The organism is Candidatus Ozemobacteraceae bacterium (assembly GCA_035373905.1).
GTDB lineage: Bacteria > Muiribacteriota > Ozemobacteria > Ozemobacterales > Ozemobacteraceae > MWAR01.
In genome coordinates, this window is record DAOSOK010000003.1 from 93,957 (window position 1) to 112,667 (window position 18,711).

Sequence of the window (18,711 nt, forward strand, 5' to 3'; positions counted from 1 at the left end):
GTTATACAAGGCGCGATTTCCGACCGGAGGGCTGCCGCCATGGGCGAAGGGCATTTCACGCTGATCGTTGGGCCGATGTATTCGGGGAAAACATCGGAGCTGATTTCGTTCGTCGAGATCTACACGCTCGGACGGAAGCCCGTGAAAGTCTTCAAACCCGTTCTCGACGACCGGTATGGAAAGGCCTGCATCGTCTCCCACACCCAAGCGAAGGTGGATGCGACTCCTGTCTCGTCATCCAGGGAAATTCCGAAATCCGTCTCCGGTGACGAGCGGGCCGTTTTCGTTGATGAAGTTCAGTTTTTCGACCCGGCGCTGTCCGAGATTCTCCTCGATCTGACACGCCGGGGCATCGATGTTTTCTGCTCCGGCCTGGACCTGAATTTCAAGAACCAGCCCTTCGAGACGACCATGATCCTGATGGCCCACGCCGACACGATCGTGAAGAAAAAGGCCGTCTGCCACCGGTGCGGAGAATACGAAGGCACGATCTCGCACAAGACCGTCAAGAGCGACCAGGAGATCGACGTGGGCGGCTTCGAGAAGTACATCGCCACCTGTCGCGCCTGCTATCGCGATCTGAACAGGACTCCATCCGCAGACCACCTTCCCGAGTAACAGGGGCGTTCCGGGGCTACGGCCTGAGAGCGGTCTTCCACCCAGTCCGACGATCGAGAGCGGCCATTTTCGCCGTGCCTGCACGGGCACCTTCGCCTGAGATGCGTGCCAATCGCCGTGTTTCGAGGTCGCGGCGGTCGAAGGAAAGCGCGACAACCTCTGCGGGCCCGAGCTGGCCGGCTTCTCTGCACCACCGGTAATGAAAGTTCTCCCGAAGAGCCTCTTCGAGACGGTTCGCAAGGGTCTCGAAATCCGAGGACAGGTGTTCCAACGGAACGAAAAGGCAGTAGTGAGGGGCCGATCGTCCCGCGAGATCGCGTTCCGGCGCCAGAAACGCGGCCGATCCGGAACCCAGCAGGCGCGAGAGAACGCGTTCCACATGACGCGCGTTCAGCTTCTCGCCGCACAGATCGGAAACCATCGATTCCTTGCCGGAGAATGCCAGCGCCGGCAGAGACCTCCACCAGCCTTTCATCTCCACGATGTCATGCAGTCGGTATCGGTACAAACCGCCGGGAGTGGTGATGAGAACCCGGTATCTCCCTCCCGGTTCGAGCTCGGCGGCCGTGCGACAGGCGCCATCCCCCTCCTCGCCCTCCTGGAATTCGAAGAAACCCGAGCGCACGGCCAGCACCGGCGCCGGAGCACCCGAACGGGGAATCGTCACCGCGCCTTCGGTCGCGAGCAGCCCTTTCGTCTCGAGTTGTACGCCGGGGAACAACAGCCGCAGAGACGGAATTCCCGCCGCAGCCTCGCCTTCGGTCCAGGTCGAGATGAGGCGGAGGTTCGGCCACAATCGCGTTCCGAGCCCTTCATCGCGGCCGGCGAGCAGATCCGGAAGAAGGGTTCGAAGCATGCGCGCGCGGCCGGGGCTCTCCGTTTCGAGCGCATCTGCAAGCCTGTCTCCGAGAGGCGCAAGGTCGCGGAGCAGAGCCGGCAGGAAGGTGGGATTCCAGAGCGAGACCAGGCGAAGATCTTCGGCCCGAAGGAGGCTCAGGAGCGTCGCAAACCGCCATGACTCGCCGTCGGCGTTCCGCAGAACGTCTGAAGGAACGGCCATGACGGCATCGATCAACCGTTTTCCCCATCGCCCGAAATACTCGGCGTCGTTCTTGAATCCGACGGGAATCCCCGCCGCCGTGCGTTCTTCGCGTGTGACGCGGGGGCTTATCACCCAGTAGGCCCTTCCCAGCGCCAGCTCGGGACGGCGGGAATACAGATCGACCAGCCAGGGATGGATCGCCCGATTGAAGGCTTCCTGAAGCCCGCGGGTATAGGGAATCAGCTTGGTCCCGCCCGAAGAACCGCTGGTGAGCTCGAACAGCTCGACGGGGTCGGCGGTCAGGACGGTGGGCGCACCTGAGGCAGCTTCTTCGATCCAGGGAATGAGATCTTCATACTCGACCTGCGGCACTTCGGCCTGGAAGGCTTTCACCGAGCGGATCCGGCCGAACCCATATCTGCGTCCGAAGGCCGTTTCGGCGTTGGCCGCCAGGATCGTCCGAAGCGCCTCTTCCTGGATGCGCCGTATCGGCTGGCGGGAAACGCGGGAAAATTCCATGGCTTCGTGCAGGCAGGTTGCCAGCCAGCAGGCATGGATCGCCGCGAGACCGAGACCGTTCATGGAATCGTCACCGGTTCGAACGCCCGGGGCCCTCGAAGCGTCGCACAGGCGAATCGTCCGCTCCTTCGCGCGACAAGGCAGGCCAAGGAGGAGCCGCGTTCACCGGCGTATGTCTCGGGCGACAGCCCGACCATGGTCTCCCCGAACCGCCGTTCGTGGCGGGCCACGGGAACGACCGTTCCGGCCAGGGGTTTGTCGCGCTCGCTCCGATTCATAGCATCCCCAATGGAATGGCGAGGGGGCGCCGCCGGCCAACATCGGCGACGGGAGTCTCGGGCCACGCAACGGTGAACAGGCTGCTCGCATACGGAAAATAGAAGAACCGGTCGGCGGCAGGCTTCGCCGGATGCCCTTCGGCCACGCCCCAGGCCGCAAACAGCGCCCCCTCCCGGCGGGCGGCATCGAGGGCGGCGTCGAGCAGGGCTGGCATGACGCGGCGTTCCCACCCCGGTTCGACGGCCCACGGATCGAGAAGCCTGTGGGGCACCTCGCCGCCTTCGGCAGGGAGAGGACAACGCCCCCACAGCGCGCCGCCGGCTTCCCAGACACGCCGAATCGCCGAGAGAACGGGATGAAGATCGGAAAGGCGTATCTGCTGGGTTTCCGAGCGATTCCATACCCCGACGGCCGCGACCAGCGCGTTCCCGGCGAAGGCCCCCAGCACGTCGTTCACGCGCAGGCCCGGCCAGAGACTTTGCGGGCCCCAGGCGGCACCGTCGGGTGGAGACCACCAGGCCCCGTCGCCAGTGCGGCCAAACCGTTCCGCAAGCGTCCGAAGCGCGGGGATATCGTCCCCGGTCAGGGGGCGAATCTCGCATGCAAAGGGTGTCCGTATCCTGCGGCCGCGGCGGGGCCAGCGACCGCCCGGCCCTCGAAGCGGGAATAGTGCCGTCAGATAGCCGCTCAAACGGAGGTATCCGGGAAGGGGGCCGCGACCAGCCGGGTTCGCGAGAACGTCGCGTGCCGCCGCGTTTCCCTCGAGAATCGACGTCACGGTGAGGGGTGCGGGGAATGCCCGCGAAACTTCTCGGAACGCCTGGTATCCGCGGGCAAGCAGTGTTCCGCCGCGGTGATCGGGATGAACGCGCAGGTGGTGGATGTATGCCAGCCGCGCGGGCGCTCCCTCGATCCAGGCAGGCCTCAGGCTGCGGATTCCGATGGACATCAGCTCCCCGTCGACCTCGCGGCGCGAGTATACCAAGTGATGCTCATCGCCCTGCGCCGCAAGCGCCTGAAAAAAGGAAGGCTCGGCGTGGTAGGAAAGGGTCAACCCGGGGGTCGGCATTCGGCATCGGTTCACCAGGCGCCGAACGGCGGCGTCGAACTCGCGCTCCTCGGGACCGAGCTCGGAGCCGGATCGCCAGACCAGCCATCGATAGGGACGGGGCAGCTCGTTCACCAGCGGCCTCCCTCGGCCATTCTTGCGAGGGGGAGGCCAAATTTCGCATCAGCCTCGGGGCGGCCGTCGTCGACCAGGAAGCGGTGGCTGGTCCCGCCGGACTGGATCAGAAGCAGTTTCATGCGAATCTCCGGTTCGGATGCCGCTTGTCGGAGAATTTTCACACCGCGACCGCCGAAGGCGAATCCGGCCGGCGTTTCTACGCTTTTCAAGCTATCACAGCCGCGAAAGCAGGGGCAACAAGGAGAGGTATTTTGTTTCGCAGAGTTCCTGGTTCATGTATTCTCAGGAGGCGGGAGGCGGGAATCCGGATTTCCGCAAGCGGATCGTTCGATACTCCTCGTCTCATATGGTAGGCAACAGCTATCACGAGTAAAATATAATTCCTCAAGACCGGCATGGCACAGCCGTTCGCCCTGAGCTTGTCGAAGGGCGAGTGCATTCGTGCTTCGACAAGCTCAACACGAACGGTATCGAGGATGCGGGTGATTGTCGTGTTACGTGTGAGACGAGTAGTATGCCGTCGACACTCCGGCGAAGCCGGAAAAATATACATTATTATTGTTTATATAACTATAGTATTTGCCGGAGGACCGTCTGGAAGAGCCACCTTTCAAGGAGATCGAGAACCGGAACAGCGTCCCGCTCACCGAGAGGGCCGTCAGAGCGTGTTACGCGTTGACAGACAGGTTTCCGTGGGCCGTCCTGTGCGTTTTTCTCGGTCTCTGCATACTGTCGTTCGGCGCGTTTTCCGAGATCCGGACCGAGGACGAGATCGAGTCGACCATCACGGACCGGAGAGCGCTCGAGGTCCACGAGGAGTTCCGACGCCATTTCGACGAGGAGCGGCGTATCGCGATCGCCTGGGACATCCCTGCGCTGGACCGCCAGGCTCTCATCCATCTTCGCCGGGTCGTCGACGCCGTAAAAGCGGTCCCCGAGGCCGGCCGGGTTTTCTCGGTCCTCGACCTGCTTGGCCCCCAACGCGATTCGGAGCGTTTTGCCGAGTCGCTCACCGACGGCCGCATCGCGCGGCTGGCCGAGTTTCTCCGGGACGACCGGACGGCGAAGGGGCAATTGATATCGGATGATATGCATGCCCTCGCAGTCGTGGTGATTCCCGACACCGACAGGCACGACTGGCAGAACCGGTTGTGCGAAAGCCTCGACCGCACCCTTTCCGGCCTGTTCGAAGGCCGCGAGTTTCACGTTTTCGGGTATCCCTGGTTCAAACAGCGATTCATGGCCGCGGTGGAACGCAACAACCGCATCTTCCTCGCGGCGAGCTTTCTCGTCTGCGCCGTCCTGGCCTGGTTCCTGATCCCCGATCCCGGGATTCTCCTCATGATCGTGCTTGCGGTGCTGCTGCCAGCGGTCTACACGTTCGCCATCTACTTCATGAACGGCAACCGGGTAAATTTGTTCACCGCTCCCATCGTTCCGTTCGCCCTCGTGATCTCGCTCAACGAGATCATCTTCATCGTCAGCCATTTCACCGGAGCCGGCCGAAAGGCGGACATCCCGGACGACCAGGCCGGAGAAGCCGAGTATCTGCGGCTCCACGAAAGAAATTTCCGGTATCTCATCCGCCCCTGTTTCATCAACATGCTGACCACGCTGATCGGGTTTTTCGTCCTGTCGGCCAACCCGTCCAGGAACATCCAGTTGTTTTCCGTCTACACCTCGCTGGCCTGTTTTTTCTCGTATCTCGTGATCTTCGGCTTCGTCTTCGCGTTTCTGCGAATCCACCGGCCGCCCGCCACGACTTCCGGCGGCCCGCGCTCACCCCGGTTTTTCCAGCTTCAGCGGGGCGTGAAACGGCTGGTCTTCGGGTATCCGCGTGCGATTCTCCTGGCGGGCGCGCTTGCAAGCTTTCTCGGGGGGTTTGCCGCACTCCAGATGCCGGCCCGGAACGGACTCGACGACATTTTTTCCCCCGCCGACCCCCTGATCCGGTCGTTCAGATTCATGGCCGAACGCTTCGGCGCCCCCTACTCGATGACGCTGATGGTGCGCGGCCGGGACCTGCTGACCCCGGAGGGCATCCGCCAGACCGAACGGCTGCAGAAGAAGGTCTCCGGGGTCGCCGGCGTGACCCGCGTGTTCTCCGCGGCCGATCTCGTTCATGCGTTCAACGAGCGGTTCACGGGTTCGCCGGGCATTCCCGACACGCCCGATGCGATACGGGCCATCCTCAGCTTTTTCGCGAATCGCGGTATGGCGGGGTTTTACGCCGCTCCCGACGGCCGGAGGCTCGCCATCGAGATCGGCATCGCCAGCTCCGACGACCGCGAGATCCTGCGCATCGGCGATGCCGTCAAAGCGGCTGCGGAAGGGGCCTTGCCGGAAGGCGTCGAGGCCGAGCTGACCGGCGAGATCTATCTCGGCGCGATGATGCAAGGGCTGATCCTGGACAACGTCGCCCGTTCCTTCGCCGCGGCGCTGGTGATGATCGTGGCGGTGTTCTGGGTGGCGTTCGGCCGGTTCCGCCAGGCCCTGTTCGCCCTGCTGGTGAATTTTCTACCGATCCTGGCTGCGTACGGAACGGCGAGCCTGGCCGGAATGCCGTTCAATCCCTCCACCGCCGTGGTCGGCTGCGTGATGAGCGGCCTGGTGGTGGACGACACGCTCCACATCCTCACCCATTTCGGCGACAGCCGCGGGAAGAGCCTGGTTCGCAGGGTGCTTGGGGTGCTCGACGCGATGTTCCACCCGGTCCTGTTCTCGGCCCTGCTGCTGGGCCTCGCCAATGCCGTCTTCCTCGCCAGCGATTTCCAGCCCTTCCGGGAGTTCGGCGGGATCGGCGCCCTGATCGTGGTCTTCGGGATCCTGGGCGACCTGGTCTTTCTGCCGGCCCTGTTCCTGGTCTTCGGCGAAAACCGCTCCGAACCGGTCAGAGCGACGGCAACCGCCGAAGATGCGGGCGTCGAGTGAGCACGAAGCGGCGAACGCCGGTTCCCGGCAGGATGACGAATACCCGAGCCAAGAAAACGGCCGGGGAAGCAGGTCGCCGCCCCGGCCGTGATCGCGTTTCGACGCATCAGCCCTTGAAGATCGTGTTGAAGCGGCGATCCTGGAGCATCAGGGTCATGACCATGGCCGAGAACTGCCACTGTTCCTCGGTCGTGGCGCCGAGTTTCACCGTGTAGATGCAGGTGTCGCCGTTCGCCGACACGCGGTTGGCCCTGAGAGCCACCAGGTCCTGTTCGGAAAGGTTCTTCCCGGCGTTCGAGGCGACCCAGGCCGTCAACTGTTCCTTGAGCCGGGCGGCGTCGGCGGGCGAGGCGCACCGGAACAGCATGTTCAGTTCGTACGCGTAGCCGTCGCCCTGGCGCGAGGCGCCGACGTCGTAGCTGAACTTCCGGACTGCGGCGAGGCCGTTCTTGAGGTCCTGCTCGAGCCGGGCCGCCTGTGCGTCGGTGAGATAGGACGAAGGCTTGAACACCTTCCGGAACGTGGCGCGGGTCTTGCCCACGAAGCCATCGTAGCGGTTCTCGAAGGCTTTGATCTCATCGCGTTCGGCGGCGATGGGAACGAACTCGGCCATGAAGGTGACCTTGTCGGGTTGGGGGCGCGTCATCGGCCTGTCGCCGTCGAGGACGCTCACGATCTCGCTGAGAAGCGAGTAGTCGCCGGCCGGAACGGTGGCGATGAGCGTATACTGGCCGAAATTCATCAAAACGGCCTCGCTGGGCCTGAAGGCGAAGGGGAACAGGCGCGCGGACTTGCCTGCGATTCGCGCCTCGCGCGACTGGCGGGCGGGCGCGGCGATCTTCTGGGCTTTGAGGGTATCGAAATAGCGCTGGTAGCGTTTTTCAGCAAATGCCTCGAACTTATCGTATTTCACATTGCCTTTGAGGATGAAGCAGACGTTCAGCTGGTCGACGGGCATCTCGCGGGCGACGATGGCGTAGGCCAGCGATTCCTTCTTGGGATCGGGGATGCCGGCTTTCCTGAACCGGGCGTCGATCACCTCGCGTCCGATCACGTCGGTGAGGCCCTTCTGGAGGTCGAGTTCGTCCTCGAGGAAGCTCGAGATACCGCCCAGGTCGACGAATCTCAGGTCCCTGGGGTCGTTCACGAGCGCGCAGGGCTCGGCCAGGACGGGAGAAGAGATCGAAACCGCGAGCAGACACAGGATCAGGGCTACATACAACCTGTTCATGTTTTCCTCCATCCGGTTTTTGTCTGAAGAGAACCGATCGAAAATATGCTACCCTTTTTCCGCACCGAAACACAATCGCATCGGGACAGTACCGTTTGGATATTCTGCTGGTTCTCCCCCACGGCCCCATCCATCGGCCCGCCGCCGGAAGCTATAAGCGAGCGCTCCGATATGCGCCGCTGACGCTCGCCGCGCTCGTTTCGCTCGTTCCCCGCGAACTCGGGGCCAGGGTCCGGGTCATCGACGAAGGCGTCGACGTCTGGGATCCCCGCTCGTATCTCGATGCGGACCTGGTCGGGATCAGCGTCATGACGGGAACCGCGAGCCGCGCCTACGCCATGGCGGATTATTTTCGCCGCCGCGGCAAGACCGTCGTCCTGGGCGGGGTCCACGCGACGCTTCTCCCCGAGGAGGCGAAACGACATGCCGACTCGGTCGTGATCGGGCTGGCCGAGGAGACCTGGCCGCAGGCGCTGCGCGATGCGGCTGCCGGGCGGCTCCAGCCCTTTTACCGGATGCGCCGCGATTTCGACCTGAGACAGGTCAGCCCCCCCGTTCCCGACCGGTCGATATTCGATCGAACAAAATATATCACTATAAATTCCATCGAGGCCACCCGCGGCTGCGCCCATAAATGCTCCTTCTGCGCCATCGCCCGTGCCTGGGACAGTCGGTTCTTCGTGCGACCGGTCGAGGAGGTCGTCGCCGAGGCGGAGTCGCTCGACGGGTCGGAACTCTGCTTTCTCGATCCCAGCCTCACCTGCGACCGCAATCACGCGCTGGCCCTGTTCCGCGGCCTGGCGCCGCTGAAGAAGTGGTGGGTCGGCTGCGCCACGATCGACGTCGCCTTCGACCGGGAACTCCTGTCCGCGATGGTGGACTCCGGCTGCCGGGGCCTGTTGATCGGTTTCGAGTCCGTCTCGCAGACGGGGCTGGAGGAAGTCAGAAAACCCTTCAACCGGGTCGCCGACTACCGCGAGGCCGTCCGCCGGTTCCACGACAACGGCATCGGGGTCCAGGCGTGCTTCGTCTTCGGCCTCGATACCGACCGCCGCGACGTGTTCCGCCGCACCGCCGATTTCGTCTACGACATCGAGGTGGATCTCCCCCAGTATTCGGTGCTGACCCCCTTCCCCGGCACCGAGGTGTACCGCGAACTCGAACGGGAGGGACGGATCATCGAGCGAGACTGGGCGTTGTTCGACGCCGAGCACGTCGTCTTCCGGCCTCGCCACATGAGTCCCGATGAACTCCAGGAAGGGCTGATCCGGGCCTGGCGGAAGAGCTACTCGCTTCGTTCGATTTTCAAGCGGTTGGCCGGCTCCCGTTGCCTTCTCCCGATTTCCGTCCCGGCGAACCTCGGATACAACCATTATGCGAGCCGTCTGGAGCGGTATTCCCGCACGTTCATGACCCGCGAGGGAGACGAGTTCCGGGAGTAGGCGGACCACGCCTCACCGGTTTTCCGCGTTCGCAGGAGACAGATGCGGCAAATTCAGTTACACTTGGGCATCAGTTCAAGCCCCGGAGGATTTCCGATGTCTTTGCTATGCCTGGCATGCCTGTTCCTGACGCTTTCCGCCCCGCCCGCCCTCGCCGCACCCACCGCTTCACGGACGTGGACCATTCCGGCAGCGCTGGAAGTCCAGCTGAACAGGCTGGGAGCCGGACAGTGCATCTGGGTCGTCCCGAACGATCCCGCGTCCGTCCCGGCAACCGTCGTTCTTCTGCGGAAGCGCGACAGCGCGTGGGAAATCGCCCGTCCGCCCTTCCCGGCCGTTATCGGGCGGAACGGCATGGCCCCGGAAGGCGAGAAGCGTGAAGGAGACGGCCGCACGCCTTCAGGCATCTTTCCGCTGGGGTTCGCGTTCGGCTACGCCCCGACGCTGGATATCCGATGGCGGTACCGGCCGTCGAGCCCCGACGACGTCTGGATCGACGATCCCGAAGCCCCCGACTACAACACCCTGACCAGGAAAAGCCACACGCAGGCGAAATCCTTCGAGTATATGAAGCGATCCGACGATCTGTATAAACTGGGACTCGTCGTCGAATACAACACGGCTCCAGTGGTGGCAAGCCTTGGAAGCGCGATTTTCATGCACCTCTGGAAGGACCAGACCACCGGCACGGCAGGCTGCGTCGCCATGGCGGAACCTTCCATGCTCACCCTGCTCGCCTGGCTCAACCCCGATTTTCGCGTCTTCGTCGCAATTTTTCCAAACGAAGAACCGGATGCGAGCGACGCACCCCGCCTCAAACCATGAACATAAGCGCGATTCTCCCGAGCAGGGAAACGGCAAAGCCCCATGAACAGACGGTATACAGCAGATACCATCCCGGCGTTGCGGCCTTGAGAACCTCGATCGAATCGACGTACACCACCTCGCAGGCGGTCCCGCCGGTATCCTCGCGGGTCGTGCTGCTGCAGCGCCAGAACTCGTAATTGTCCGACCCCTGGTAATCGCACAGGATCCCCCGAAGACGCACCTGATCGCCTTTCCTGACCGTGGCGATCTTTTTCCGGGTGGCCGGGTCCTTCGTGATCAGGTGGTTGTTCGCAATGTGGGCATGGCTGAACGTCACGCCGGGGGGAAACTGCCAGTTGATGCTCCACGAACCGCTCCACATCTTCACCCGGTGGTAATCGTGGATCTTCAGATTGTCGCCCCAGATCACGCCCAGGTCGAGGGTATCGACCGAGTCGGCGGTGTGGTAGATGTCCCACCAGGCGTTGATGTTGTTGTGGTCGACCACCAGGCCCCACAGCTCGTATTCGGCGACCGGCCGGACCCGGTAATGCACGCCGCGATAATCGAACTTGAACTCCTTGCGGGTGGTCGGGGTCTGCACGGGTTCCTGGAAGAGGGCCGGAAGGATCGCCTCTTTCGGCGGAAGGGCGCCCTTGTTCCACCCGGCGGCGACCCAGCCGCACAGGGTCGCGATCAGCAGCCAGGAGAACAGTTTTTCCAGCGTTTCGTGTCCGGGCATCGTGTTTCTCCGGTCATCTTCGCGGGACCATCACCCGATTCACTAATATATAATTATCGATATATAATTTGCGGCATTAAACCGGGTCAGGCGGCGCCGATGTCCCTGCGGTAGTGGATATTTTTGAGCGCCAGTTTCCCGATGTCGCCGTAGGCGAGGCGGCGGGCGTCGGCGAGGGTTTCGCCGACGGCGGAGACGGTGATGAGCCTGCCGGTGCGGAACACCCATTCCCCCGAGGGGCCGATCTCGTTCGACGAATGATAGATGGTCGAATCTTTCACGTCCTCCATCTTGAGAATCTCGGGAAGGGCCTCGTCGTCGTTCGGGTAGCCGGCGCGGGCGAGCACGACCGACACGGCGCTGTGCTTGCCGAACGCGACTTCCGAGCCGGTAGCGTCGAGACGGCCGAGAGCGCAGTCCATCAACAGGGAGGCCAGGTTGCCGCGGAACCGGGCGAGGATGCTCTGGGTTTCGGGGTCGCCGAGGCGCGCGTTGAACTCGAGCACCTTCGGCCCCGTCGCCGTCAGCATGAGCTGGAACGAGAGAAAGCCTCGATACATCAGCTTGTCGGCCTGCATGCCCGCGACGGTCGGAATGACGATGCGTTGCCGGATGCGCTCCTCGAGCTCGGGCGTAAGGTCGGGCGACGGGCTGACCGCTCCGAGACCGCCGGTGGTCGGTCCTTCTTCGTTGTCATGCGCGCGTTTATAATCGCGGCAGGAGCTGAACGACACCCACTGGTTGCCGTCGGTCAGGATCGTGTAGGAGCACTCGACGCCTTTGACGCGTTCCTGGAGGATGATGGGCGGGCCGAAGCTCTTGAACAGCCGGTGGGCGGCTTCTTTCGCCTCGTCGACGGAGTTCACCACGGCGACGCCCGTTCCCCGGGAAAAGCCGTCGCATTTGACGACGCGAACCCAGGGGTTTTCGTCGAGGAACTGCTCGGCCTCGCGCGGATTCGCGACGACCTGGGTCATCGGCGAGGGAATGTTGTGCTTCACCATGAAGGCGGCGGCGAACGCTTTGCTGGTCTCGATCCGGCCGGCGTCGGCGGCGGGGCCGATGACGGGAATGCCCGCCCGGACGAGCGCGTCGACGGTGCCTTCGGTCACGTATCGCGACGAGCCGATCACGGCCAGCTCAACGTTGTCACGGGCGAACTGGACGAGTTCGGCGTTCCCCCGGAAAGGCTGGCACGCGGCGATTTCCCGCATTCCGGCATTTCCCGGGCAGGCGTAAATCTTCAGGACCGACGGGGAATGGGAAAGAGAGTGAACCAGAGCGTGTTCGCGCGCTCCGGAACCCAATACGAGAATCTTCACTGCACAGCCTCCACAACCGGACCTCTGATCGCCAGCGCCGAATGGTACTACATCCCAGCCTCCGAGTCAATTCCACAGCGGCTTTTGCAATTTTCGTGTATCACCACGGCACAAAGCCTTCCCCCCTCGTTATCTCTTTCACCGTTCTTCGTGTCTTGGCGCCTGGCATGTTCAATCAGGCTCTCGTTGTTGCGATGGCGGACGGTTCCAGGCGGTTCACGGACCGCCCCTCCGGATTTTGAGGAGCTGTTCCTGTCTCTTCGTGTGATAAAACGATCTTCGTATCTCGTCGGCGATTTTTCGATTTTCGACAAATCTGCCCCATCTGCGGAATCTGCGGATGGGTTCAAAGAAAAAACCCCGCCTCGAAAGGCGGGGGTGCGTCTGGACGTATATCGGTTACTTTGCTTTGTTCTTCAGGGCGTTGTACTGGTCGGAATACACCTTGAGTTCTTCGTAGACTTTCTTCGCTTCGTCGTACTGCTTGTTTTCGACCAGCTTGTTGTATTTGAGATAGGTCTCGTAATACTGCTTCTCGACGGTCTGGATGTCGCCGCTGACCGAGACTTCGACGTTCGAGGTCGGGGTCATGCCGGTTCCGAGCTGGCCGCCCGAGTTGATGCCGAGGTTCTGGCCCTCGCCGAAGGTGATGCCGTATCCGCCGTTCGAGGTGTTGGAAGCTTCGGTCGAGAACGTCTTGCCCCTGTTGAAGATGCTGATCTTCTTTCCTTTGAAGATCCCCTGGACCCACTTGGCGACCTTGCTGCCGACCACGCCGCCGACGATACCGCCGATGATGGGCCCGATGATCGGAATCGGCGACAGAACCGCCATGCCGATAGTGGAGCCGATGGAGGAGCCGACCAGGTCGACCGGATCGATCTGGCGGAGGGCCTTGCCGAGGTTGAACTGGCCGCTCCTGATGTCGCCGGCGAGCGAGGAGCCGATCTGGCCGCCCGCCGAGCCCATCATGACCGGAACGACCGCGCCGACGAGCGCGCCGACCGGGCCGGGCAGGAACGCGCGGACGAGCGAGGCGGTGAACTGGCCGCCCGCGGCGCCCAGGGCCGAACCCACGACGCTGCCGGCGAACTCGACCGATGCGACGGCCTTGGCGGCCTTTCCGAACGAGGGCTTTTCACCCCTGATCATCTGGAGGGCCAGGTTGGTGCCGACGGCGACGCTCGTCGTCACGGCGAGGTTGGTGAACGAGAAACTGCTCTTGAGCGACTGCTTGGCGTTCTGGGTACCTTCGGCGACGCCCTTCTGGAGCTTGCCCGAGAAGGTGTCGGCATACTGCACGTCGGCCTGCGGCTGAAGCGTGCCTTCCTGCTCCTTGGCGGGATCCTTCTTGTCGCCCTTCTTCATGAGGCCGACCTTCTGGGCCAGCGCCACGATGCGGGCGCGGATGGCGTCGATGATGACCTTCATCTTGGTCTTGATGGCGTCGACGATCGTCTTCAGCTTGGAAACAAGGGCGTCGCCCTTGCCGTTCATCGGCATCTGACCGGCCTGCACGCCGAGTTCGTTCAGCCCGACGCCGAGCTGTTGCTCGAACGAGGGGTCAGGCGGAAGACCGCGCTCGGCATACCAGTTGTCGACCTGGCCCTTGTACGACTGCATGCCGTCGCTGACCATCGACTTGGTGTTGCCGAGAATCGCCTTGATGCGCTCTCCGATGGTCATCGCTTCCATGTTGGAGGGGGCGACCTTGTTATAGAGCGGGGTTGCCGTCGTTTCGATCTGCTTGAGCGCCGATTCGATCGTGTTCAGGTTGGTCTTGAGCATGCCGATCTCGGGAACGCTGTTCATCACGGACGAAAGATCGACCTTCGTTCCGGCCGGAACCTGCGTGACGGTCGTTCCCTGCTGCGCGTAGGCCCCGAACGTCGAAGCCACGAACATCAGCACGGTGAAAAGGGAAACCACCCTGATCCTGAACTTGCTTCGAAACATCATATACTACCTCCATTCCCTGTAGGAGCGGTTTTTTACAACGGTGAGCGGTACAACATCAGTTCAATTATAGGAACGGATCATCAAAGCGTCAATGCTCATCGTCGCCGTGCGACGTCGCACCGCGGGGGGAAATCATGCGCGAAACGCGGGAAAAAGGCCATCTGATGCGCCATTGAGATGCAAGCGGGTATCTGGCAAGGGTTTTGCGATTTATTCTATCGATCCACAACGTTCATCCGACCACATGATTCCGGAGGTGTGTTTCACCATGACAAACGCCGTGAAAACCTATGCTCTGCTGGCGGCCCTGATAGCCCTCACGCTCGTCGCCGGGCAGGCGATCGGCGGCGAGCAGGGGCTGTTTGCGGCTCTCATGATCTCGTTCGTCATGTCGTTCGTGAGCTACTGGTTCTCCGACTCGATCGTGCTGAGCATGTATGGCGCGAGACCGGCCCATCCCGAGCGGTTCGGCGCTCTCCATCAGATCGTGCAGGCGCTGGCCGGACGGGCCGGCATTCCCGCCCCGCAGGTCTACATCATTCCGACAATGTCGCCGAATGCGTTCGCCACCGGCCGCGGCCCCGGACACAGCGCCGTTGCCGTCACGGAGGGACTTTTGGCAACCCTGAGCCGCGAGGAATTGACGGGCGTCCTGGCTCACGAGATCGCGCATATCGCGAATTACGACGTTCTGCTTTCGACGGTGGTCTCGGTTCTGGCAGGTTCGCTGTCGTATCTCTCGCGGCTGGTGTTCTGGACCGGGATGCCGTCGGATCGCGACGGAGACGGTCAGCGGGACAATCCGCTTCTGGGGCTCGTATCCGTGATTCTCGCCCCGCTCATCGCCCTGTTCCTTCAGATGGCGATCTCACGGAGGCGGGAGTATCTCGCCGACGAGACCGGCGCGCGCCTCTGCGGTGAGCCACGGTGGCTGGCCTCGGCCCTGGCCCGGCTCGAGCAGGGCGTCGCGGTGCGGCCGATGAACGGCGCCGAGCCGGCGACCTCTCACATGTTCATCGCCTCCCCCTTCAGCGGCGGCGGCCTCGCGGAGCTGTTCTCCACCCATCCTCCGATGCAGGAGCGCATCCGGCGCCTTCTCGAAATGCGGATCTGAGCTGACGCTGAGTCGCCCTCAGGCGGGGGGATGCAGCCGCTTTGGAAGGAGGGCCATCGTTTCGGCGAGGGTCGGCAGGGCGGCCCGGCCGCCGAGCGCCCGGCATTTCAGGGCGGCGACGGCAGCGGCGAAGCCGAGGCAGGTTTGGGTCGGCCATTGTTTCGTCAGGGCGTAGATCAGGCCGCCGTGAAAGGCGTCGCCGCAGCCGGTCGTATCGACGACGGGGCTGACCTTCCAGGCCCGCTGGCGGAACAGGACACCGTTCGCGGCGGCCACACAGCCTTCCTCGCCGAGCGTGATGCAGACCATGCGCGCGCCGTAGGTGGTCAGCTCCTGGAGCGCCTCCACCGGGTCTTTCGTGTTCAGGAAGCTGAACGCGAAGCCCTTGCCGACGACGAGATAATCGATCAGCGGGAGCAGGGGCTCGATTTCGGGACGATACGTTCCCGAGTCGAGCATCACGGGGATCTTCATGCGCCGCGCGATCTTCGCCGCCTCAAGCGAGGCCTGGATGTGCAGGCCGTCGAGGTGCAGGAACCGGCTCTGCCGGACGACGTCTTTCTGCAGCTCGTCGACCTCGAGCGGGAAGGCGGAGCCGCGATGCCAGAAGATCGTGCGGCGGCCCGTTCCCCGCTCGACGGCGATGAAAGCCGTCTGCGACTCCTTGTCGGGCGCCGTGACGAGACCTTCGAGGTTCACCCCTTCGTCGGCAAGTCCCTGTTGGATCAGCTTTCCGTATTCGTCGCCGCCGATCTTTCCGAGAAACGCGGTCGAGAGACCCAGGCGCGCGGCCGCGACCAGGGCCGTCGCGACCGGGCCGCCGCCCTGGATCCTGAATGCCGACGTCTCGGCCTTCACGTCGACGGGCGGATACTCGGCCACCGTCGCGAGCAGGTCGATGGAACACTGGCCGAGACCGGCCACGTCGAACCGTTTCATACCCCCGGATTCTACCGCATTCGTCCCTCCCGGGGCGAGCGGAAACGGGAATTTCCGACGTATTTGCCCAGAAAGCCCGGGGATGGCATAATAGGGGCGAGAACTTCGATGGGAAGCATCCTGATGTGAGTACAGGCAAGTCACGCCCCCCGGCCTCGGCCGGATCCTCGCCGATCCAGGATCTGCGAAAACTGCTGTCATCGTGGGCCAGGGAAGCCGGCCCACCGATGTCGCGTCCCTCGTGGAACGATCTCCAGTTGTTGCTGCTGCCCCTGAAGGGCTCGCCGACGGCCTTCTGGGACACCTTCCTTCCCTCGCTTCCTCCCTCGCACGCGCTTCTTGCGGCCATGGTCATCGCCCAGTCGGATCCCCAGGTCCGCGCCGCCTTTCTCCAGCGGGCATGCACTGCGGCTCTCCAGACACCGCCGGCCCAGCTTTTCGAGGCCCTGAAGCTGTTTCCGAAAGATCTCGTCCTGTCTGGATTCGGCCCGGCGCTGCTTTCTCCGGCGCCGCTCGGCCCTCTGGCCGCGGCCATTCTCGCCCATCTCGGAATCACGATCGCCCCCGGCGACGTCCCGCTCGTGCTGACGGCCTCGACGGGCAGTGACGAGATGCTGGAACATCTCGCCCGGCTCGTTCCGCAGGAGCACGTCGATTCGGTGATCCATGACCTCGAAACGCAGCTCGACGCCTCGAAGCCCGGTATCGCCGACCTTCGGGACGCGTTCGTCAAGCTCCTCAGGACGCCCCCCGAACGTCCGCTCCCGGCCCCGGAAGTCGAACCGGCACAGCGTCCTCCCGATCCGGCTCAGACGGCGGCACCACAGCTCCGCCCGGAGGAAACGATGGCTCAGGCGCAGGCCCGCCTCGCAGGTCTGCGCCCGGCCGGCGTCAGGACGAGCACGGAGCCCGGCGGGAATAGTATGGTCAATACTATTACAAACCCGTTGTCCGGCATCGACAGGAACCTTCTGGCGGGAATCGTCGCGATCGCTCTCTGCATCCCGCTGGTCCTGTATCTGTCATCCGACACGGGCCAGGAGCCGGCGGAACCGGCGGTGATGCCGCAGGGTCCCGTGAAACTTCCAAAATTCTGGACCGATGCCGTCACCAAGCGAAGAATCACCCGGGAATTCCTCGCTGCAGACAACGACTTTCAGATGGGCGAGATGTTCCTGGTCCGAGAGCAGTTCGGCGACGCCCTGTCGCTGTTCCGGGACGCCCTGCATCGAGATCCGGAGCATGTAGCCGCCCAGTTTCGCATCGGCTGCTGCCTTTTCTCGCTCGACGATCACAAGGGAGCCGCCCAGGCGTTCAGGAAATCCCTCGAGATGCAGCCCGGCCTGCCTCAGGCAAACCTGTTCCTGGCACGCATCTCGGTGGCCGCCCACGACTGGGACACCGCCGTCGCCCATTACCAGAAAGAGTTCGATCTGACGGGCGACGTGGCGGTCGCCCTCGAATACGCCGGAACGCTCAGAAAACTCGGCCGGTTCCCGGAAGCGATCAACCTGCTGACCCGCCTCCCGCCGCGCTTTTCCGGCCATCTCGAGGTGGTGAACCTGCTGGCCCAGCTGCGCGAAGACGCCCGAGGGATCGCGCCATGAACCGACGGGCCCTCTCCTTCGTCGAAGTCATCATTGCGATGGGCATTCTCGCCATGTGCATGCTTCCGGTCATGACCATGTTCGGCTCGTCCGGTCGGGCCGTGCTGAAAAGCCAGAATCTGGCCTTCGCCGTCGGGCTCGCGCACAGGATTTCCCAGCATCTGTTCGACGCCCCTTACGAAGCGATCGTTGAAGTGCCCCTGCCGGGAAACGCCATCGCCGGCGGCCCCGACGACGGTTTTTTCAATCCCCTCCTGAACGACAAAACCACCGGTGCGGGCGCGCTCCGAATCACGCAGGCACAGCTTCCCGAGTTATGGATGTTTCTTCGCAAATACGATTTCCGGTATTCCCTGATCGTGAACAACGTCAACTTTGCCACCGGCGACCAGATGAAATGCGTCGGCATCATTATCACCTGGAAGGAAGGCGGAAAGGATCTGCTCTACAAACTGTATACCTATGTACCTGACCTTTAGGCGAAACGCGCGGGGAACGACCTTCGTCGAGCTGTTGATCGGCACGACGATTCTCGCTCTCATTCTCGGTTTCGTCGCCCGCTGGTTCTTCATGCAGAAGGAGTATCAGAAACGGCTGACGCGGATCAGCGACATCCAGAACGACTTCCGGAGGGCGAGCTGGGAAATGATCCAGGAGGTCCAAATGGCACGCACGATCATCTGGCCTCGAATCAACTCCGACGATTCTCTCCGGTCCGACACGAAACTCGTGTTCAAGGATTTCATGGGCAGGATCATTTCGTATTACCACGTTCCCGGCACGAAGGAAGTACGCCGGTGCGTGATTCCAAACGGGCCGGGCGACCCCGTCGTCAACCCGGCGCCCATCGGACGGGGCATCGCAACGATGACCTTTACAGCCACGAGCCCCACGAACAGGGTGATCTCCTACTGCATGTCGACGGACGGCGTCTTTTCTCTCGACGCCGTGTATCTCATGAACGCGGATTGAA

At 63.0% G+C, this 18,711-nt stretch carries 17 protein-coding genes; 8 read left to right on the forward strand and 9 right to left on the reverse strand.

All coding sequences use genetic code 11. The features are described from left to right. The first annotated feature begins 39 nt into the window (after window positions 1–39). A complete protein-coding gene (locus PLU72_02080) occupies window positions 40–618 on the forward strand; it encodes a thymidine kinase (GenBank protein HOT26946.1) in 579 nt (192 codons plus the stop codon). Between the two features lie 16 nt (window positions 619–634). On the opposite strand, the gene PLU72_02085 is transcribed toward PLU72_02080, so the two are convergent. The 4 genes from PLU72_02085 to PLU72_02100 are packed head-to-tail and all read right to left on the reverse strand — an operon-like array spanning window position 635 to window position 3,763. Beyond that, complete coding sequence (locus PLU72_02085; protein ID HOT26947.1) at window positions 635–2,242, reverse strand: GH3 auxin-responsive promoter family protein; 1,608 nt, start codon at window positions 2,240–2,242, stop codon at window positions 635–637. Further along, on the reverse strand, window positions 2,239–2,457 hold the full coding sequence (locus PLU72_02090) for a hypothetical protein (protein HOT26948.1): 219 nt from the start codon (window positions 2,455–2,457) through the stop codon (window positions 2,239–2,241). The genes PLU72_02085 and PLU72_02090 overlap by 4 nt, the downstream gene beginning before the upstream one ends. Continuing rightward, window positions 2,454–3,641, reverse strand: a complete 1,188-nt coding sequence (locus PLU72_02095) for a hypothetical protein (GenBank protein ID HOT26949.1) — start codon at window positions 3,639–3,641, stop codon at window positions 2,454–2,456. The genes PLU72_02090 and PLU72_02095 overlap by 4 nt, the downstream gene beginning before the upstream one ends. Further along, entirely contained in the window at window positions 3,638–3,763 is a 126-nt protein-coding gene (locus PLU72_02100) for a hypothetical protein (GenBank protein HOT26950.1), read from the reverse strand. Before PLU72_02100 ends, PLU72_02095 begins: the two co-directional genes overlap by 4 nt. Window positions 3,764–4,319: 556 nt before the next feature. Here PLU72_02100 and PLU72_02105 point away from each other — a divergent pair. Then, entirely contained in the window at window positions 4,320–6,575 is a 2,256-nt protein-coding gene (locus PLU72_02105; GenBank protein HOT26951.1) for an MMPL family transporter, read from the forward strand. Window positions 6,576–6,681: 106 nt separating this feature from the next. Here the strand turns inward: PLU72_02105 and PLU72_02110 are convergent, their stop codons facing one another. Then, the gene (locus tag PLU72_02110) at window positions 6,682–7,806 is read right to left on the reverse strand and encodes a hypothetical protein (GenBank protein HOT26952.1); all 1,125 of its coding nucleotides are present in this window, start codon (window positions 7,804–7,806) and stop codon (window positions 6,682–6,684) included. A 95-nt stretch (window positions 7,807–7,901) separates the two neighbouring features. Between PLU72_02110 and PLU72_02115 the strand changes: the two genes are divergently transcribed. Both PLU72_02115 and PLU72_02120 read left to right on the forward strand, forming a co-directional pair. Continuing rightward, window positions 7,902–9,248 carry a radical SAM protein gene (locus PLU72_02115; protein ID HOT26953.1) on the forward strand — a complete coding sequence of 449 codons (1,347 nt, stop codon included), beginning with the start codon at window positions 7,902–7,904 and terminating at the stop codon, window positions 9,246–9,248. Window positions 9,249–9,344: 96 nt separating this feature from the next. Beyond that, complete coding sequence (locus PLU72_02120; GenBank protein HOT26954.1) at window positions 9,345–10,073, forward strand: L,D-transpeptidase family protein; 729 nt, start codon at window positions 9,345–9,347, stop codon at window positions 10,071–10,073. On the opposite strand, the gene PLU72_02125 is transcribed toward PLU72_02120, so the two are convergent. The 3 genes from PLU72_02125 to PLU72_02135 all read right to left on the reverse strand — a co-directional run bounded on the left by PLU72_02125 (window position 10,063) and on the right by PLU72_02135 (window position 14,078). Next, on the reverse strand, window positions 10,063–10,797 hold the full coding sequence (locus PLU72_02125) for a hypothetical protein (protein ID HOT26955.1): 735 nt from the start codon (window positions 10,795–10,797) through the stop codon (window positions 10,063–10,065). The two genes, PLU72_02120 and PLU72_02125, sit on opposite strands and share 11 nt — an antisense overlap. 86 nt (window positions 10,798–10,883) lie before the next feature. Then, on the reverse strand, window positions 10,884–12,119 hold the full coding sequence (gene purD, locus PLU72_02130; protein HOT26956.1) for a phosphoribosylamine--glycine ligase: 1,236 nt from the start codon (window positions 12,117–12,119) through the stop codon (window positions 10,884–10,886). Window positions 12,120–12,518: 399 nt separating this feature from the next. Then, window positions 12,519–14,078: a hypothetical protein gene (locus PLU72_02135; protein ID HOT26957.1), complete on the reverse strand. Its 1,560-nt coding sequence runs from the start codon at window positions 14,076–14,078 to the stop codon at window positions 12,519–12,521. A 268-nt stretch (window positions 14,079–14,346) separates the two neighbouring features. Between PLU72_02135 and PLU72_02140 the strand changes: the two genes are divergently transcribed. After that, window positions 14,347–15,192 (forward strand): zinc metalloprotease HtpX, encoded by an 846-nt coding sequence (locus PLU72_02140; protein ID HOT26958.1) that lies wholly within the window; start codon window positions 14,347–14,349, stop codon window positions 15,190–15,192. Between the two features lie 18 nt (window positions 15,193–15,210). On the opposite strand, the gene PLU72_02145 is transcribed toward PLU72_02140, so the two are convergent. Then, window positions 15,211–16,131, reverse strand: coding sequence for a PfkB family carbohydrate kinase (locus tag PLU72_02145; GenBank protein HOT26959.1), 921 nt, complete (start codon window positions 16,129–16,131; stop codon window positions 15,211–15,213). A gap of 125 nt (window positions 16,132–16,256) precedes the next feature. Here PLU72_02145 and PLU72_02150 point away from each other — a divergent pair, with 125 nt between their 5' ends. The 3 genes from PLU72_02150 to PLU72_02160 are packed head-to-tail and all read left to right on the forward strand — an operon-like array spanning window position 16,257 to window position 18,710. Then, window positions 16,257–17,738, forward strand: a complete 1,482-nt coding sequence (locus tag PLU72_02150; protein ID HOT26960.1) for a tetratricopeptide repeat protein — start codon at window positions 16,257–16,259, stop codon at window positions 17,736–17,738. Next, window positions 17,735–18,217: a hypothetical protein gene (locus PLU72_02155; protein ID HOT26961.1), complete on the forward strand. Its 483-nt coding sequence runs from the start codon at window positions 17,735–17,737 to the stop codon at window positions 18,215–18,217. The genes PLU72_02150 and PLU72_02155 overlap by 4 nt, the downstream gene beginning before the upstream one ends. Beyond that, the gene (locus tag PLU72_02160) at window positions 18,201–18,710 is read left to right on the forward strand and encodes a hypothetical protein (GenBank protein ID HOT26962.1); all 510 of its coding nucleotides are present in this window, start codon (window positions 18,201–18,203) and stop codon (window positions 18,708–18,710) included. The genes PLU72_02155 and PLU72_02160 overlap by 17 nt, the downstream gene beginning before the upstream one ends. Window position 18,711: the final 1 nt, after the last annotated feature.

Bases quoted from the DNA above. Each gene is read 5' to 3' on its own strand.
- PLU72_02080 (HOT26946.1), top strand. From the start codon at position 40: ATGGGCGAAGGGCATTTCACGCTGATCGTTGGGCCGATGTATTCGGGG.
- PLU72_02085 (HOT26947.1), bottom strand. From the start codon at position 2,242: ATGAACGGTCTCGGTCTCGCGGCGATCCATGCCTGCTGGCTGGCAACC.
- PLU72_02090 (HOT26948.1), bottom strand. From the start codon at position 2,457: ATGAATCGGAGCGAGCGCGACAAACCCCTGGCCGGAACGGTCGTTCCC.
- PLU72_02100 (HOT26950.1), bottom strand. From the start codon at position 3,763: ATGAAACTGCTTCTGATCCAGTCCGGCGGGACCAGCCACCGCTTCCTG.
- PLU72_02110 (HOT26952.1), bottom strand. From the start codon at position 7,806: ATGAACAGGTTGTATGTAGCCCTGATCCTGTGTCTGCTCGCGGTTTCG.
- PLU72_02120 (HOT26954.1), top strand. From the start codon at position 9,345: ATGTCTTTGCTATGCCTGGCATGCCTGTTCCTGACGCTTTCCGCCCCG.
- PLU72_02125 (HOT26955.1), bottom strand. From the start codon at position 10,797: ATGCCCGGACACGAAACGCTGGAAAAACTGTTCTCCTGGCTGCTGATC.
- PLU72_02135 (HOT26957.1), bottom strand. From the start codon at position 14,078: ATGATGTTTCGAAGCAAGTTCAGGATCAGGGTGGTTTCCCTTTTCACC.
- PLU72_02140 (HOT26958.1), top strand. From the start codon at position 14,347: ATGACAAACGCCGTGAAAACCTATGCTCTGCTGGCGGCCCTGATAGCC.
- PLU72_02145 (HOT26959.1), bottom strand. From the start codon at position 16,131: ATGAAACGGTTCGACGTGGCCGGTCTCGGCCAGTGTTCCATCGACCTG.
- PLU72_02155 (HOT26961.1), top strand. From the start codon at position 17,735: ATGAACCGACGGGCCCTCTCCTTCGTCGAAGTCATCATTGCGATGGGC.
- PLU72_02160 (HOT26962.1), top strand. From the start codon at position 18,201: ATGTACCTGACCTTTAGGCGAAACGCGCGGGGAACGACCTTCGTCGAG.